Source organism: Enterobacter wuhouensis (genome assembly GCF_004331265.1).
Taxonomy (GTDB): domain Bacteria; phylum Pseudomonadota; class Gammaproteobacteria; order Enterobacterales; family Enterobacteriaceae; genus Enterobacter; species Enterobacter wuhouensis.
The window spans coordinates 197,132-212,613 of sequence record NZ_SJOO01000002.1; the positions used below are offsets into that span (position 1 = coordinate 197,132).

The window sequence follows — 15,482 nt, forward strand, 5'->3', positions numbered from 1 at the left end:
TCACGATGCCGCGATGAAAAGATCCCGAAGCTGATGCAGCTGGTCGCGGATCTGCGCCGCCTCTTCGAACTCCAGGTTCTGCGCGTGCTGCATCATCTGCCCTTCCAGCTCGTGGATTTTCTGCTGCAGCGCTTTCGGCGTCAGTACGACGGTATCCTCTTCCACCACGGAACGCGCCTTGCCGCGCCCTTTCGATTTGGTCTTGGCAATATTCTGACCCAGCGCCAGAATGTCCACCACCTTCTTGTTCAGACCCTGCGGCGTGATGCCGTGCTCTTCGTTGTAGCGCTGCTGCTTCTCGCGGCGACGTTCCGTTTCGCCAATCGCTTTCGCCATCGACGGGGTGATCTTGTCTCCGTAAAGAATAGCTTTCCCGTTGACGTTACGCGCGGCGCGGCCAATGGTCTGGATCAGCGAACGCTCGGAACGCAGGAAGCCCTCTTTGTCGGCGTCCAGAATGGCTACCAGCGACACTTCCGGCATGTCCAGACCTTCTCGCAGGAGGTTGATCCCCACCAGCACGTCGAACTCGCCCAGACGCAGATCGCGGATAATCTCCATGCGCTCTACGGTATCGATATCCGAGTGCAGGTAACGCACCTTCTCGCCGTGCTCTTCCAGATACTCCGTCAGGTCTTCCGCCATGCGTTTGGTTAGCGTCGTGACCAGCACGCGCTCGTTGATGGCGGAACGGGCGCGGATCTCGGAGAGCAGGTCGTCCACCTGCGTCGCAACCGGACGGACCTCGATAATAGGATCAAGCAGCCCGGTCGGACGCACCACCTGGTCCACCACGTCCTCGCCGGATTTCTCCAGCTCGTAGTTGCCCGGCGTTGCCGATACGTAGATGGTCTGCGGCGCGAGCGCCTCAAATTCTTCAAACTTCATCGGACGGTTATCGAGCGCCGACGGCAGGCGGAAGCCGTACTCCACCAGCGTCTCCTTTCGCGCCCGGTCGCCGCGGTACATCCCGCCGATCTGCGGGATCGTGACGTGGGATTCGTCGATCACCAGCAGGCCATCCGCCGGAAGGTAGTCAAACAGGGTTGGCGGCGCTTCGCCCGGCCCGCGCCCGGAAAGGTAACGCGAGTAGTTTTCGATACCGGAGCAGTAGCCCAGCTCGTTCATCATCTCCAGATCGAACTGGGTACGTTGGCTCAAGCGCTGCTCTTCAAGCAGCTTGTTGTTCGCCAGGAGCACTTTACGACGATCGGCCAGCTCGACTTTGATATCTTCCATCGCCTGCACGATTCGCTCGCGCGGCGTCACGTAGTGCGTTTTAGGGTAGACGGTAAAGCGCTGGATCGTCGACTCAACGTGTCCGGTCAGCGGGTCGAACAGCGACAGCCGTTCAACCTCTTCGTCAAACAGCTCAACGCGCAGCGCCATATCGTCCGATTCGGCCGGGAAGATGTCGATCACCTCCCCGCGCACGCGGAAGGTGCCGCGCTGGAACGCCTGGTCATTACGGGTGTACTGCAGCTCGGCCAGACGACGCAGTATTGCGCGCTGGTCGATGATCATCCCCTGGGTCAGGTGCAGCATCATCTTCAGGTAAAGATCGGGATCGCCCAGACCGTAGATGGCTGAAACCGATGCCACCACAACAACGTCGCGACGCTCCAGAAGCGCCTTCGTCGCCGACAGACGCATCTGCTCGATATGTTCGTTTACCGAGGCATCCTTCTCGATGAAGGTGTCTGAGCTGGGGACGTAGGCCTCAGGCTGGTAGTAATCGTAGTAGGAGACGAAATACTCCACCGCATTTTCCGGGAAGAACTCTTTCATCTCGCCGTACAGCTGCGCCGCCAGCGTTTTATTGGGGGCAAGCACCATCGTGGGGCGTTGCAAATCCGCAATAACGTTAGCAACGGTAAAGGTTTTACCCGAACCGGTCACCCCCAGCAGCGTCTGGTGCGCCAGCCCGTCTTCCAGACCCTCTTCGAGACGACGTATCGCCTCAGGCTGATCGCCTGAAGGACGGAAAGCAGAATTCAATTTGAACGGTTTACTCATTGGCGACAACCTGATGACGTAAAAAGCGGCAGGTGAGTAATTTTACTCGTTGTGGCCAGGAATGCCAGTAAAAAACACTGGATGAAAAACCAGTGGCATGGCAGGATATTTAGAGTAGCGCTTGAATGATTAGCGCGATCCCGGTCGGAATTTAGACAGTGACAAGATAAAACACCAGACGATACGGGTTATCCCCAGAAGTTTTCCTTTTTTAACATTTGTCAAGCTGTGTAATGGGCGTTTTAGGGCAGCGAGTGACACTTTCATGACGGTGATTGCTTTTATCCAACCCTTTAATAATTAAACGATATTTCTTAAAGCCGCGTTTCGCACCAATTTGCGCGTAACCCGCGTATTCTCTCGCTTATCGCGTGTTTTCTAACTCTAATGCACATGGTTATCCACAGGAATAGTGGATAACTGCTTCCAGCCCATATGGCGCGCCACTCGGCAAATTCCCGGTTTTTCCCACGAAGCGGCGACAAAAAATTTTTATAGCTCTTTTTTGCTATTCATCAGCTGAGCTGCACATAACGTATTGGTGAGATCTTACTCACAATTCCTTTATCATGGCGCTGCACCATTCTCCTCCTCTCTCGGGCACTGTCGCGGTGCACTCCGGCAGCCTGCAGGCCGCAAAGCAGCGACTTATTCCTAAAAAAGGCTCTTTTTTAAACGATTTAAGGGTTCTGGCAGGCATTTTGCAGAAAACAGAATGAGCCTTGCCCATACGCATTTTGAGGAGAGAAAGATGTTGAGTCTGCGCGCAGTGAATCAGTTCTACGGAAGCCAACATACGCTATGGAATGTCGATTTAGATTTACCGAAAGGCTTATGCACCGGAATTGTGGGTTTACCCGGGATGGGCAAAACAACCCTGATGAACTGCATCACCGGTGCGTTACCGGTTGAGAGTGGTACGATCGTCTGGCATGAAGCCGGTGCCCCGCCCTGCGATTTGCTGAGCAAGATACCCGAGCAGCGTTCCCTGCTGGGCATTGGCTATGTTCCGCAGGACAGGCGGATCTTTTCCCAGTTGACCATAGAAGATAATTTGCACATTGCGGTGCGGGCAACGGGCATGCCTGATGCTGCGGTGAAAAGCGATATTTACGATCTTTTTCCACAGCTTTACGCCCTGCGGCAAACCCGCGCCAACGCCCTTTCGCCGGAAGATCAGTATCAGCTGGCGCTGGCCAATGCGCTGGTCAATCGCCCGCAGGTGCTGATTCTGGACGAGCCGATGCACGGCGCCGGACAGAGCTTCGCCCAGAAGCTAGGGCAGCTGCTGGTGAGGCTAAGTCAGGAGTTAGGGATGACGGTCCTGCTGGCAGAGCAGCAGCTGTCGTTTATCCGTCGGTTCGCGGATCGCTTCTGCATGCTTTATCGCGGGCGTAACGTGGCGCAGGGCCACGTTAACGAGCTTGACGATGAGCTTATCGCTCACTGGATGTCGCGAGAGGCAAGGCGCTGATATCGAGATAGCGGCCGGTCTCGGCATTGTCCGCACCGTCAGCAAGCCACGGGATCTCGCCGAGGAACGGCGCGGGCAGCACGCGTCTGAGCGTTGCCAGATACTCCTGATGGCGTTTCCCCGGCGCAACCACGTCGTTAGCGATCCAGCCCGCCAGCGGCAGTCCTGCCTGCTGCACGGCCTGCGCCGTCAGCATCGCATGGTTAATGCAGCCCAGCTTCACGCCGACAACCAGGATCACCGGGAGCCGCTCGGCCTGCACCCAGTCAGCAAAGGTCTGCTCTTGCGAAAGCGGCGTAAACCAGCCGCCCGCGCCTTCCACCAGCACCCACTCGGCCCGCTCTTCCAGCGAACGCAATCCGGCAGACAGCACGGCAAAATCTATCGGACGTCCTTCGTCGGCGCTGATGATGTGCGGCGAGGTCGGCTCGGCAAAGGTGTACGGATTCACCGCGGAATAGGCGAGTTCAATCGTGCTGTTGCGCTGGAGCGCCAGCGCGTCGGAATTGCGTAATCCGTCCGGCGTCATCTCGCTGCCGGATGCAACGGGCTTATATCCGGCGGTGGATTTTCCCTGCAGGCGCGCGGCCTGCAGCAGCGCGGCGCTGGCCACCGTTTTACCCACTTCCGTATCCGTTCCGGTAACAAAATAGCGTTCAGCCACGTTCAATAACCCCATGAAATAGTTGATAAGAGAGCGGGAACTGACCCCGCTGCTGCGGCCAGGCCAGATCGAGGCGCTGCAGCTGCCCGCGGGTCAGGGGTTTTCTCTCCCGCCCGGCGTGCAGGTGCGTGGCGCCAATCCCCTTGAGGGAGCGCATGGCGCTGAGCGCGTCGTCAAAATTGAGGGTGATGGTCTGCGCCGCGCTGCGATAGCGCCAGCCGGACAGCGCCAGCGTCACCTGCTCGTGCGATAAGAAACGGTTCGCGTGCGGTTGCGCATCCACCGCTTTCCACGCCTGATTAAGCTCCGGCAGCGAGCTTTCCAGCAGCGTGGTAAAGGCCACCTTCCCGCCCGGACGTGCTACGCGGTAAAGCTCAGCCAGCGCCTGCGGCAGGCTGGTGCACCACTGCACCGCCAGGTGGCTCCAGACCAGATCGAACTGCGCGTCCGCCAGCGGTATGGCTTCGATATCCGCCTGCAGATAGCGGTCTGCGGCCCGCTGCTGGCGCGCTTCATCCAGCATTTGTGCGGACAGGTCGAGAGCCGTGACGTGGCTTCCCGCGTCGCGCCAGTAGCGGCTGTTGCCTCCTGGCCCACAGCCGGCGTCCAGCACCTGCGGGAAATTATATTCACCGAGTGCGGCAAGCAGCCCCTTCGCGCTCTGTCGCTGCAGTTCATCATGCTGTGAATAGCTGCGCGCTGCCCTGCCAAAGGCCGCCGCGACGGCCTGCTTATTGACCGGCGACATGTAGCGCCTCCACAAGTGCATCGATATCCTGCGCCTCGTGCGCCGCCGTCAGGGTCAGCCGCAAACGGGCTGTCCCTGCGGGCACGGTTGGCGGACGAATTGCGGTGGCCCACATTCCGCGCTCGCGTAGCCCGTCCGCAAGCGACAGCGCGCGGCTGTTGTCGCCTGCAATCACCGGCTGGATAGCGCTTTGAGAGTCCGTCGTCCGGAACGGCAGCGCGCGCAGCGCCTCGCGAAAGCGGGCGATGTGCCCGTTTAAGCGCTGGCGACGCTCTTCCCCCTCAGCGCTTCGGATCACCGCCAGCGAGGCGGATAACGCCACGGCCTGCGCGGGCGGCATGCTGGTGCTGTAAATCAGATGCCGCGCGAACTGCAGCAGGTAGTCGGCAACGGACTCGCTGCATAACACCGCCGCGCCGCTCGCGCCAAAGCCTTTGCCGAAGGTGACAATCAGCAGTTCGGGCTTAACATTCTGCAGGTGCGCGCTGCCGCGCCCCTCTTCGCCCATCACGCCAATGCCGTGGGCGTCGTCGACCAGCAGCCACGCGTTTTGCCGTTTTGCCGCCTCCTGCAGCGCGGCAAGCGGCGCGCTGTCGCCGTCCATGCTGAACACGCCCTCGGTGACCGCCAGCTGCTGTCCGCCGCAGGGTTTGTCCAGCAGCGTAGCGAGCTGCCCCGCATCGTTATGGGCAAAGCGGCGCAGCTGAGCCGGGCTTAAATTTGCCGCCTCCAGCAGCGAGGCGTGGCTAAGCCGATCGGCAACAATACGATCGTCTTTGCCCATCAGCGCGGCAATCACCGCCTGATTGGCGGCAAAGCCGGAGTTAAACAGCAGCGCGCGCGGATAGCCCAGCCAGTCGGCAAGCGCCTCTTCCAGCGCGCGGTGCGCGGTCGTGTACCCGCTCACGTGGCCCGAGCCGCCGCTGCCTACCCCGTAACGCTCCGCGCCCTGCTGCCAGGCGCGAACGATGGCCGGATGCTGGCTCAGCCCGAGGTAATCGTTGCTGGAGAAATTACAGAACCGCCGCCCCTCGCGGATCAGAAAACGGCCCGCGCCGTTCTCCACGACGTTGCGTACGCGAAAAGCGTCCGCCGCCCGACGCTCGTCCAGCGCGGTATTGATACGTGCCTGCCAGGTCATACGGCTGCCGCGTTGTAGAACTGGTCGGTGTCGGCGTTGAAAATCTGCTGCTCCAGCTGCTGCTGCTGTTCGTTATCGCCCGTCAACACCTCGGTCTGGTGCGGGTTAAGCCCCAGCTTGCGGAACAGCTGAACGTCTTTGTCCTCTTCCGGGTTCGGCGTGGTCAGCAGCTTGCAGCCGTAGAAGATGGAGTTGGCTCCGGCCATAAAGCACATCGCCTGAGTTTGCTCGTTCATCTGCTCGCGACCGGCGGAGAGGCGCACGAAAGAGGTCGGCATCATGATGCGCGCCACCGCGATGGTGCGGATAAAATCAAACGCATCCACGTCGTCGTTGTCCGCCATCGGCGTGCCCTTAACCTTCACCAGCATGTTGATCGGCACGCTTTCTGGCGGGGTCGGCAGGTTCGCGAGCTGCAGCAGCAGTCCGGCACGATCTTTCACCGTTTCACCAAGGCCGACGATGCCGCCGGAACAGACCTTGATCCCGGCATCGCGCACTTTATCCAGCGTGTCGAGGCGCTCCTGATAGGTGCGCGTGGTAATGACGTTGCCGTAGAACTCCGGCGAGGTGTCGAGGTTGTGGTTGTAGTAATCCAGCCCCGCCGCCGAGAGGCGCTGCGCCTGCTCGTCGTTCAGCGTGCCGAGCGTCATGCAGGCTTCGAGGCCCATCTCCTTCACGCCTTTGACCATCTGCTCCAGATAGGGCATGTCGCGATCGTGCGGGTTTTTCCACGCCGCGCCCATGCAGAAGCGGGTCGAGCCGGCGTTCTTCGCCTTGCGCGCCGAGTCGAGCACCTGCTCCACCTCCATCAGCCGTTCGGATTCCAGGCCGGTTTTGTAGCGCGCGCTCTGCGGGCAGTATTTGCAGTCTTCCGGGCAGGCGCCGGTCTTGATCGACAGCAGCGTGCTGACCTGAACATGGCGGGGATCGAAGTGCTGACGGTGCACCTGCTGCGCTTCAAACATCAGCTCGAGGAAAGGTTTATTGAATAATTCAGTGACTTGCGACATCGTCCAGCGTGCGTGGTGAGCCATTGGGCTTCTCCAAAGGGTTTTGTTAATTGTCGGTTCGGTTTATACTTGTAAACCTAAAACTTTTCAAAATGGTTTACAAGTCGATTATGACCCAGGACGATCTCGCCTTCGACAAGCAGCATATCTGGCACCCTTACACCTCCACCACCCGCCCGTTGCCCGTCTACCCCGTGGCCTCGGCCCACGGCTGCGAGCTGCATCTTGCTACTGGCGAGCGGCTCGTTGACGGGATGTCCTCCTGGTGGGCCGCCATTCACGGGTACAACCACCCGCGCCTGAACGCGGCGATGAAGGCGCAGATTGAGCAGATGTCGCACGTGATGTTCGGTGGGATCACCCATCAGCCCGCCGTGGACCTCTGCCGCCGCCTGGTGGCGATGACGCCTGCATCACTGGAGTGCGTGTTCCTGGCCGATTCCGGCTCCGTGGCGGTGGAAGTGGCGATGAAAATGGCGCTGCAGTACTGGCACGCGAAGGGCGAAACCCGCCAGCGGTTCCTCACCTTCCGCAACGGCTATCACGGGGACACCTTCGGGGCGATGTCGGTGTGCGATCCGGACAACTCCATGCACAGCCTGTGGAAGGGCTATCTGCCGGAAAATCTGTTTGCCCCGGCCCCGCAGAGCCGCTTCGACGGCGAGTGGGACGAGATGGACATGGTGGGCTTTGCGCGGCTGATGGCGGCTCATCGCCATGACATCGCCGCCGTGATTCTGGAGCCGATTGTGCAGGGCGCAGGCGGAATGCGGATGTACCATCCCGAGTGGCTGAGGCGCATTCGCAGGATGTGCGACCGCGAGGGCATTCTGCTGATTGCCGATGAGATCGCCACCGGCTTTGGCCGCACCGGCAAGCTGTTTGCCTGCGAACATGCGGGCATTGCGCCGGATATTCTGTGTCTGGGCAAGGCGCTGACCGGCGGCACCATGACGCTCTCCGCCACGCTCTCGACCCGTCACGTTGCCGACACCATCAGCGACGGCGAGGCGGGCTGCTTTATGCACGGCCCGACGTTTATGGGCAACCCGCTTGCCTGCGCCGTCGCAAGCGAAAGCCTCGCCATACTGGAGAGCGGCGAGTGGCAAACGCAGGTCGCGGCGATTGAGGCGCAGCTCAGGCAAGAGTTGGATGCGGCTTCTGCGTCAGAATTCGTCGCGAACGTTCGCGTGCTGGGCGCCATCGGGGTCATTGAAACAACGCATCCGGTCAACATGGCGGCGCTGCAGCGCTTCTTCGTTGACCAGGGCGTGTGGGTGCGCCCGTTCGGCAAGCTTATCTACCTGATGCCGCCGTACAGCATCGCGCCGGAACAGCTGCGTCAATTAACCGACGCGGTCGTAACAGCCGTTAACATTCCCGCGCATTTCACGATGTAACCCTATGCATTACACTTGCTGAACGAGCGATCAACGAGGGTAAACCGTATGAAAATCATCAGTAAAGATCTGCGCGACGGCGAAAAGCTGCCGGAGCGCCACGTTTTCAACGGCATGGGCTATCAGGGAGACAATATCTCCCCGCACCTGGCGTGGGACGAGGTTCCCGCCGGAACCAAAAGCTTTGTCGTGACCTGCTACGATCCGGACGCACCAACTGGCTCCGGCTGGTGGCACTGGATTGTGGCGAACCTGCCTGCCGACACGCGCGTGCTGCCGCAGGGTTCCGGTTCAGACCTGGTTGCCCTGCCTGAAGGAGCCATTCAGACGCGCACCGATTTTGGTAAAGCGGGCTACGGCGGCGCGGCGCCGCCAAAAGGGGAAACCCACCGCTATATCTTCACGGTGCACGCGCTGGATGTGGAGAAGATCGAGGTCGATGAAGGCGCAAGCGGCGCGATGGTCGGGTTTAACGTGCATTTCCATTCGCTTGGCAGCGCGTCGATTACGGCGATGTATTCGTAATAGTGTGGGCTGATGCCCTCACCCCGGCCCTCTCCCACAGGGAGAGGGAGAAAACCGGGCAATTCCCTCTCCCTGTGGGAGAGGGTTAGGGTGAGGGCAAAAAAATCACAACACCGGCGGCAACAACCCTACCAGCCGCCCCTCTTCCAGAAGCTGCATCGCCTTATCAATATCCGGCGCAAAGAAGCGGTCGTCATCGTAGTGCGATACATGCTCGCGCAGCGCCTGACGCGCCTGCTCCAGCAGCGGGCTGGATTTTAGCCCTTCGCGCAGGTCGATACCCTGACACGCCGCCAGCCACTCAACGGCCAACACGCCGCGGGTGTTGGAGGCCATCTCCCACAGGCGACGCCCGGCAGCCGGGGCCATCGAAACGTGATCTTCCTGGTTCGCTGACGTTGGCAGGCTGTCCACGCTGTGCGGATGCGACAGCGCTTTGTTCTCGCTCGCCAGCGCTGCGGCCGTCACCTGCGCAATCATAAAGCCCGAGTTGACCCCGCCGTTGCGCACCAGGAACGGCGGCAGCTGGGACATATGTTTGTCCATCATCAGCGCGATACGACGCTCGGACAACGCGCCCACCTCGGCAATCGCCAGCGCGAGGTTATCCGCCGCCATCGCCACCGGCTCGGCGTGGAAGTTACCGCCGGAGACCACCTCGTTTTCCTCGGCGAACACCAGCGGGTTATCGGACACCGCGTTGGCCTCCACCAGCAGCACCTCTGCCGCCTGACGCAGCTGCGTCAGGCACGCGCCCATCACCTGCGGCTGGCAGCGCAGGGAATACGGGTCCTGCACCTTCTCGCAGTTATGGTGTGAATCGGCAATTTCGCTGGTGTCGGTAAGCACGTGACGATACATCGCGGCGGCATCGATCTGCCCGCGCTGACCGCGCACCTCGTGAATTCGCGCATCGAACGGGCGACGCGAGCCCAGCACGGCTTCGGTGGTCAGCGCACCGCACACCACCGCCGAGGCAAACAGATCTTCCGCTTCAAACAGGCCGCGCAGCGCGAAAGCAGTCGATGCCTGCGTACCGTTCAGCAGCGCCAGCCCCTCTTTCGCCGCCAGCGTGATCGGCGCCAGGCCCGCTTTTTGCAACGCCTCCTTCGCAGGAAGCCACTCGCCCTGCCAGCGCGCCTGGCCTTCGCCGAGCAGCAGCAGCGACATGTGCGCCAGCGGCGCAAGATCGCCGGATGCCCCAACGGAACCTTTCGCCGGGATCCACGGATAAACATCCGCATTGACCAGCGCCATCAGCGCCTGGATCACGCTCAGGCGAATGCCGGAGAAACCGCGCGCCAGGCTGTTGATTTTGAGCACCATCATCAGGCGAACAATGTCGTCATCCAGCGGCTGACCCACGCCCGCGGCATGCGACAGCACCAGCGAACGCTGTAAGTTTTCCAGATCGTGCGTGGCGATGCGGGTCTGCGCCAGCAGCCCAAAGCCGGTGTTAATCCCGTAGGCGGTGCGCCCCTCGGCCACAATCGCCTCCACGCAGGCTACGCTGTCGTTAATGGCCGCGTGCGCGCTGTCATCCAGCGAGAGCGTAACCGGTTGACGCCAGACGCTGCGCAGCTGCGTGAGCGTCAGCGAGCCGGGAATGAGTGTTAATGCATTCATTATTGCTTTCCTTGTGTGGCAGGGATCATCGGCAGGTTCAGCCCCTGCTCTTTGGCACAGTCAATGGCAATCTCATAACCCGCATCCGCATGGCGCATCACGCCGGTAGCCGGGTCGTTGTGCAGCACGCGAGCGATACGCGCGGCGGCTTCGTCGGTTCCGTCGCAAACGATGACCATCCCCGAATGCTGGGAGAAACCCATCCCGACGCCGCCGCCGTGGTGCAGCGACACCCAGGTCGCGCCGCTGGCGGTATTCAGCAGGGCGTTCAGCAGCGGCCAGTCGGACACGGCATCGGAGCCGTCGCGCATGGCTTCGGTTTCGCGGTTCGGACTGGCGACGGAGCCGGAGTCCAGATGGTCGCGGCCAATAACGATCGGCGCGGACACTTCACCACTGCGCACCATTTCGTTAAAGGCGAGGCCCAGCTTTTGCCGCCACTCCAGCCCAACCCAGCAGATACGCGCCGGCAGGCCCTGGAAGTTAATGCGCTCGCGGGCCATGTCCAGCCAGCGGTGCAGGTGTTCGTCGTCGGCGACGATCTCCTTCACTTTGGCGTCAGTTTTGTAGATGTCCTCCGGGTCGCCGGACAGGGCAACCCAGCGGAACGGTCCAATGCCGCGGCAGAACAGCGGGCGGATGTAGGCCGGAACGAATCCCGGGAAGTCGAACGCGTTACTTACGCCCATCTCTTTCGCCATCTGGCGGATGTTGTTGCCGTAGTCAAAGGTCGGAATGCCCATCTGGCTAAAGGCCAGCATGGCGGAGACGTGTTCCGCCATGGATTCTTTGGCGGCAAGCACCGTCCCTTCCGGATCGGTTTCCGCTTTTTGCTGATAGCCTTCCCACGTCCAGCCTTTTGGCAGATAGCCGTGCAGCGGATCGTGGGCGCTGGTCTGGTCGGTGACCAGATCCGGGCGCACGCCGCGGGCGACGAGCTGCGGGAGAATGTCCGCCGCGTTGCCGCACAGGGCAATCGACATGGCTTTGCCTTCGGAGGTGTATTTTTTGATGCGCGCCAGCGCGTCGTCCAGGTCGGTGGCCTGTTCATCGACGTAGCGGGTACGCAGGCGGAAATCAATGCGGCTCTGCTGGCATTCAATGTTCAGCGAGCACGCACCGGCAAGCGTGGCGGCCAGCGGCTGCGCGCCGCCCATGCCGCCAAGACCCGCGGTGAGCACCCAGCGGCCTTTGAGCGAGCCGTTATAGTGCTGGCGACCCGCCTCGACGAAGGTTTCGTAGGTGCCCTGCACAATCCCCTGGCTGCCGATGTAGATCCAGCTTCCCGCCGTCATCTGGCCGTACATCGCCAGCCCTCTGGCATCCAGCTCGTTGAAGTGCTCCCAGGTCGCCCAGTGCGGCACCAGGTTAGAGTTGGCAATCAGCACGCGCGGCGCATTCTTGTGGGTTTTGAATACGCCAACCGGCTTGCCGGACTGCACCAGCAGGGTTTCGTCGGATTCAAGGTTGGTGAGGGACTCAACAATGGCGTCATAGCATTCCCAGTTGCGCGCGGCGCGGCCTATGCCACCGTAGACCACCAGCTCGTGGGGGTTTTCCGCTACCTCAGGATCAAGGTTGTTCATCAACATGCGCAGCGGGGCTTCGGTGAGCCAGCTTTTGGCGGTGAGGGTGGTGCCGCGCGGCGCGCGGACATCCTGCTGGCGGTATTTACCTGACGACATTGTGTGCTCCTCATACGGGACAGATGATGTATTTAGATATACTTGTATAGACAAGCACACACAAGGCAGCATTTAACAAAAAAGATACAATTTTGCTATATTGCGTTAGCGATCACGCTTATAAAACTTATGACATGAAGTGGCCCTGCAGCCGGTAGCGGTTACCGGGAAACAGCAGCCTGGCATGGGACACAATCTGCGAAGATGACCATGTGCGGCGGCGGATCAGCAGGCACGGGTCGTGCTCTTTAATCCGCAGCAGATCGCACTCCTGCGGCGTGGCGCGTACCGCTTCTACGATGTGCTCCCCTTCCGTCAGCGGCGCAACAAGCGAGAGATAGGCGTGCGGCGTGGTCTGGGTGTAATCCTGATTCAGATAGTCCGGCACGCGCCCGGCGTTGACGCAGCGGTCTTCAATCTGCACCGGAATGTCGTTCTCGTAATGCACCATCACCGAATGAAAAATGCGGGTTCCTTCTTTGACGTTAAGCTCCAACGCCTGCTCGGCGCTGGCCAGCGTCTCCTCGAGCATCAGCACCTCGCAGCGGTGCTGATGGTTTCGCGCGGCAATTTCGTCCGCAATGCTGCGGATCTCAAAGAGCGCCGACTGTCCTTTTGGCTCGGCAACAAAGGTGCCGACGCCCTGCAGACGCACCAGCAGCCCTTCGTCGGTAAGCTCACGCAGCGCCCGGTTGATGGTCATCCGGCTAAAGCCAAATTGCGCCACCAGCTCCGCCTCCGACGGAATGCGATCGTGCGGACGCCAGACGCCCGCCGCGATTTTTTCGCTGATCGCCTGCTTCACCTTCTCGTAGAAAGGCGCGGGAGGGCTCGGTTGCGACAGGGGCGAGCGTGAAAACATCATGACTCCTTACAGGGTGTTATGCCCACCAGTGAGCAATTTGCCAGGCCAGACGGGCGGCGAGTTTTGCCCCCTGCCCGTCCCGATCGTACTGCGGGTTAAACTCTACCAGATCGGCAGCCTGCAGCTTTCCGCTGCGGCAGATTTTTTCAATGACCGGCATGAGATCAAGCGCCGGTACGCCTAACGCTGCAGGCGCGGAGACCGCGGGCATTTCGCCTGCGGGCAGCACGTCCAGGTCGACGGTCAGATATACGCGGTCGGCCTGCGCCAGCACCGTTTCGAGCGACGACAGCGCCTCGCGGCGAAAATGAAGGTCCTCCACCAGCGTAACGTTCAGGCGTTCCGCCTCGTCCCACAGCGCCTGGGTATTCGCCGCGCGGCTTACGCCAAAACAGGCGTACTGAAATTCCCGCCCGCGTTCATCGCAGTAGCGCGCCAGCTGGCGAAACGGGGTCCCGGAGGTTGCGCGATCGGCGTTGCGCAGATCCAGATGCGCATCAAGATTAATCACCGCCACGCGCACGTTCGAAAAGGCTTCCAGCACGGCGCGACCGTGCGCCCAGGCGGTTTCATGTCCCCCGCCGAACACCAGCGTGCGCATACCGGCCTGCTGGCACGCGATCACCGCATCGCTTAACGCCTGCTGCGCCGCTTCCAGCTCATCGCCTTCAACGAAAATGGTGCCCATATCCGCAAGCCGTTCATGTCCCTGATGGCTGGCCATGTTCGCCAGCGCCTTGCGTAGCACGTCGGGCGCCTCTGCGGCTCCTGGCCTGCCGTGATTGCGCCTGACTCCCGCATCACATTCAAAGCCTATCAACGCAATGCCTGACGAAAGCGGGATGAACTGCGCCTGCCGGTGCAGGGTCTGGAAAATACGCCTGGCGTTGCTGGCTTCGGCGCTGTCGTCACGCCCCTGCCAGACGTCAGGTGATACGGGTTGCCACAGCCTCATACCGCGGTTCCTCGAAATACGCGCTGATACAACGGATTACGTCCCGGTTCGTAGACCATCTCCACCGGGTTTTGCGCATCCCAGACGATAAAATCGGCGACGTATCCGGCCCGCAGCTGCCCGTGCGTCTCGCCGCGCCCCAGGGCCTTCGCGGCATGCCGCGTCACGCCGGCCCAGGCTTCCTCTGGCGTGAGGCCAAACTGCACGCAGGCCATGTTCATCGCCAGATGAATGCTGGCAAAGGGGCTGGTCCCCGGGTTGTAGTCGGTGGCGACCGCCATTGGCACGCCATATTTGCGGAGCTGCGCAACTGGCGGCCGCTGGCGCTCCTGAAGAAAATAGAAGGCACCGGGCAACAGCACGGCAACGGTACCGCTTTGCGCCATCGCCTGAACGCCAGATTCATCAAGGTATTCGATATGGTCCGCAGAAAGGCCTTCATAGCGGCTGACCAGCGCCGCGCCGCCCAGATTCGACAGCTGCTCCACGTGCCCTTTCACCGGAATACCCAGCGCGGTTGCCGCCTGGAAAACCCGCTCGGTTTGTGCAGGCGTGAAGCCAACCTTTTCACAAAAGACGTCCACCGCGTCGAATAACGCCTTCTGCCACAGCGCGGGGATAATCTCGTCGCACACCCGCGTGATATAGGCGTCGGGCTCCTGCCGGTATTCCGCCGGAACCGCATGCGCAGCGAGGAGCGTAGGGCTGATGTCGATCGGATTGTTCAGGCCCAGCTGGCGGGCGACCTGCAGCATCTTCTCTTCGGCATCGGCGTTCAGCCCGTATCCCGATTTGATTTCAACGGTCGTGACGCCTTCGTTCATCAGACGTTCAAGACGGCTTTGCGCAACGTTCAGCAGGGCATCAGGTGAGCTGCCGCGCGTGGCCGTCACGGTGGCGTTGATTCCACCGCCCTGCTCGCTGATTGTCTGGTATGAAACGCCATTGAGACGCTGCTCCCATTCCGCCGCGCGATCGCCGCCGAAAATCAGATGGGTATGGCAGTCGATCAGGCCCGGCGTCACCAGCCGTCCGCCGAGATCGACGCCGTTGCGATGTCCCGCGGGAATATCGGACTCGGGAATTACGGCCAGGATGGTCTGGCCTCGAACCACCAACGCGTATTGCTCTCTCAGGCCGTACGGCGCGGGGTCATCTGCAACCATTGTTGCCAGTCGCGCATTTCGCCATATCACATCGTCGGGATGAAGCTGCTGCATGGGCATTCCACTTGTCATGGGTTGTATAGACATTTATTTTCATCTGCTGCCTGCTGTCAACCGCCTTTCGCGAATATGTTATTTATTTGTGATGAATTTCCCGCGTGCTGCGCGGGAAAATGCAACTTTTACCCTTTTTATCTTCCCGTT

Annotated in this window: 13 protein-coding genes; 3 read left to right on the forward strand and 10 right to left on the reverse strand. The window is 60.8% G+C overall.

Translation table 11 applies throughout. The features are described 5' to 3' along the window. Window positions 1–2,016, reverse strand: a complete 2,016-nt coding sequence (gene uvrB / locus E0L20_RS04950) for an excinuclease ABC subunit UvrB (RefSeq protein WP_131632994.1) — start codon at window positions 2,014–2,016, stop codon at window positions 1–3. Between the two features lie 751 nt (window positions 2,017–2,767). On the opposite strand from uvrB, the gene E0L20_RS04955 reads away from it, so the two are divergent. Then, window positions 2,768–3,490, forward strand: coding sequence for an ABC transporter ATP-binding protein (locus E0L20_RS04955; RefSeq protein ID WP_131632995.1), 723 nt, complete (start codon window positions 2,768–2,770; stop codon window positions 3,488–3,490). On the opposite strand, the gene bioD is transcribed toward E0L20_RS04955, so the two are convergent. Genes bioD through bioB form a run of 4 tightly spaced genes read right to left on the reverse strand, consistent with a single transcriptional unit; the run spans window position 3,453 to window position 7,080 of the window. Beyond that, entirely contained in the window at window positions 3,453–4,154 is a 702-nt protein-coding gene (gene bioD, locus E0L20_RS04960) for a dethiobiotin synthase (RefSeq protein WP_207389435.1), read from the reverse strand. The genes E0L20_RS04955 and bioD overlap by 38 nt on opposite strands. After that, the gene (gene bioC / locus E0L20_RS04965; protein WP_131632997.1) at window positions 4,147–4,902 is read right to left on the reverse strand and encodes a malonyl-ACP O-methyltransferase BioC; all 756 of its coding nucleotides are present in this window, start codon (window positions 4,900–4,902) and stop codon (window positions 4,147–4,149) included. The genes bioD and bioC overlap by 8 nt, the downstream gene beginning before the upstream one ends. Further along, window positions 4,886–6,043: an 8-amino-7-oxononanoate synthase gene (bioF, locus tag E0L20_RS04970; RefSeq protein ID WP_131632998.1), complete on the reverse strand. Its 1,158-nt coding sequence runs from the start codon at window positions 6,041–6,043 to the stop codon at window positions 4,886–4,888. Before bioF ends, bioC begins: the two co-directional genes overlap by 17 nt. Then, the gene (gene bioB / locus E0L20_RS04975) at window positions 6,040–7,080 is read right to left on the reverse strand and encodes a biotin synthase BioB (protein ID WP_121425411.1); all 1,041 of its coding nucleotides are present in this window, start codon (window positions 7,078–7,080) and stop codon (window positions 6,040–6,042) included. The genes bioF and bioB overlap by 4 nt, the downstream gene beginning before the upstream one ends. Window positions 7,081–7,148: 68 nt before the next feature. On the opposite strand from bioB, the gene bioA reads away from it, so the two are divergent. Both bioA and E0L20_RS04985 read left to right on the forward strand, forming a co-directional pair. Then, on the forward strand, window positions 7,149–8,456 hold the full coding sequence (bioA, locus tag E0L20_RS04980; RefSeq protein WP_131632999.1) for an adenosylmethionine--8-amino-7-oxononanoate transaminase: 1,308 nt from the start codon (window positions 7,149–7,151) through the stop codon (window positions 8,454–8,456). Window positions 8,457–8,504: 48 nt separating this feature from the next. After that, on the forward strand, window positions 8,505–8,981 hold the full coding sequence (locus tag E0L20_RS04985; protein WP_008501131.1) for a kinase inhibitor: 477 nt from the start codon (window positions 8,505–8,507) through the stop codon (window positions 8,979–8,981). Between the two features lie 105 nt (window positions 8,982–9,086). Here the strand turns inward: E0L20_RS04985 and hutH are convergent, their stop codons facing one another. From hutH to hutI, 5 genes are all read right to left on the reverse strand, one after another. Further along, entirely contained in the window at window positions 9,087–10,607 is a 1,521-nt protein-coding gene (gene hutH, locus E0L20_RS04990) for a histidine ammonia-lyase (protein ID WP_131633000.1), read from the reverse strand. Beyond that, on the reverse strand, window positions 10,607–12,292 hold the full coding sequence (hutU, locus tag E0L20_RS04995; RefSeq protein WP_131633001.1) for a urocanate hydratase: 1,686 nt from the start codon (window positions 12,290–12,292) through the stop codon (window positions 10,607–10,609). Before hutU ends, hutH begins: the two co-directional genes overlap by 1 nt. A 127-nt stretch (window positions 12,293–12,419) precedes the next feature. After that, entirely contained in the window at window positions 12,420–13,154 is a 735-nt protein-coding gene (locus E0L20_RS05000; protein WP_131633406.1) for a histidine utilization repressor, read from the reverse strand. Window positions 13,155–13,173: 19 nt separating this feature from the next. Further along, window positions 13,174–14,112, reverse strand: a complete 939-nt coding sequence (gene hutG / locus E0L20_RS05005) for a formimidoylglutamase (RefSeq protein WP_131633002.1) — start codon at window positions 14,110–14,112, stop codon at window positions 13,174–13,176. Beyond that, entirely contained in the window at window positions 14,109–15,332 is a 1,224-nt protein-coding gene (gene hutI, locus E0L20_RS05010; RefSeq protein ID WP_131633407.1) for an imidazolonepropionase, read from the reverse strand. The genes hutG and hutI overlap by 4 nt, the downstream gene beginning before the upstream one ends. Window positions 15,333–15,482: the final 150 nt, after the last annotated feature.

Excerpts from the sequence above, each read along its gene's own strand:
- uvrB (WP_131632994.1), bottom strand. The coding sequence starts at position 2,016 with ATGAGTAAACCGTTCAAATTGAATTCTGCTTTCCGTCCTTCAGGCGAT.
- E0L20_RS04955 (WP_131632995.1), top strand. The coding sequence starts at position 2,768 with ATGTTGAGTCTGCGCGCAGTGAATCAGTTCTACGGAAGCCAACATACG.
- bioC (WP_131632997.1), bottom strand. The coding sequence starts at position 4,902 with ATGTCGCCGGTCAATAAGCAGGCCGTCGCGGCGGCCTTTGGCAGGGCA.
- bioF (WP_131632998.1), bottom strand. The coding sequence starts at position 6,043 with ATGACCTGGCAGGCACGTATCAATACCGCGCTGGACGAGCGTCGGGCG.
- bioB (WP_121425411.1), bottom strand. The coding sequence starts at position 7,080 with ATGGCTCACCACGCACGCTGGACGATGTCGCAAGTCACTGAATTATTC.
- bioA (WP_131632999.1), top strand. The coding sequence starts at position 7,149 with ATGGTTTACAAGTCGATTATGACCCAGGACGATCTCGCCTTCGACAAG.
- E0L20_RS04985 (WP_008501131.1), top strand. The coding sequence starts at position 8,505 with ATGAAAATCATCAGTAAAGATCTGCGCGACGGCGAAAAGCTGCCGGAG.
- hutH (WP_131633000.1), bottom strand. The coding sequence starts at position 10,607 with ATGAATGCATTAACACTCATTCCCGGCTCGCTGACGCTCACGCAGCTG.
- hutU (WP_131633001.1), bottom strand. The coding sequence starts at position 12,292 with ATGTCGTCAGGTAAATACCGCCAGCAGGATGTCCGCGCGCCGCGCGGC.
- E0L20_RS05000 (WP_131633406.1), bottom strand. The coding sequence starts at position 13,154 with ATGTTTTCACGCTCGCCCCTGTCGCAACCGAGCCCTCCCGCGCCTTTC.
- hutG (WP_131633002.1), bottom strand. The coding sequence starts at position 14,112 with ATGAGGCTGTGGCAACCCGTATCACCTGACGTCTGGCAGGGGCGTGAC.
- hutI (WP_131633407.1), bottom strand. The coding sequence starts at position 15,332 with ATGCAGCAGCTTCATCCCGACGATGTGATATGGCGAAATGCGCGACTG.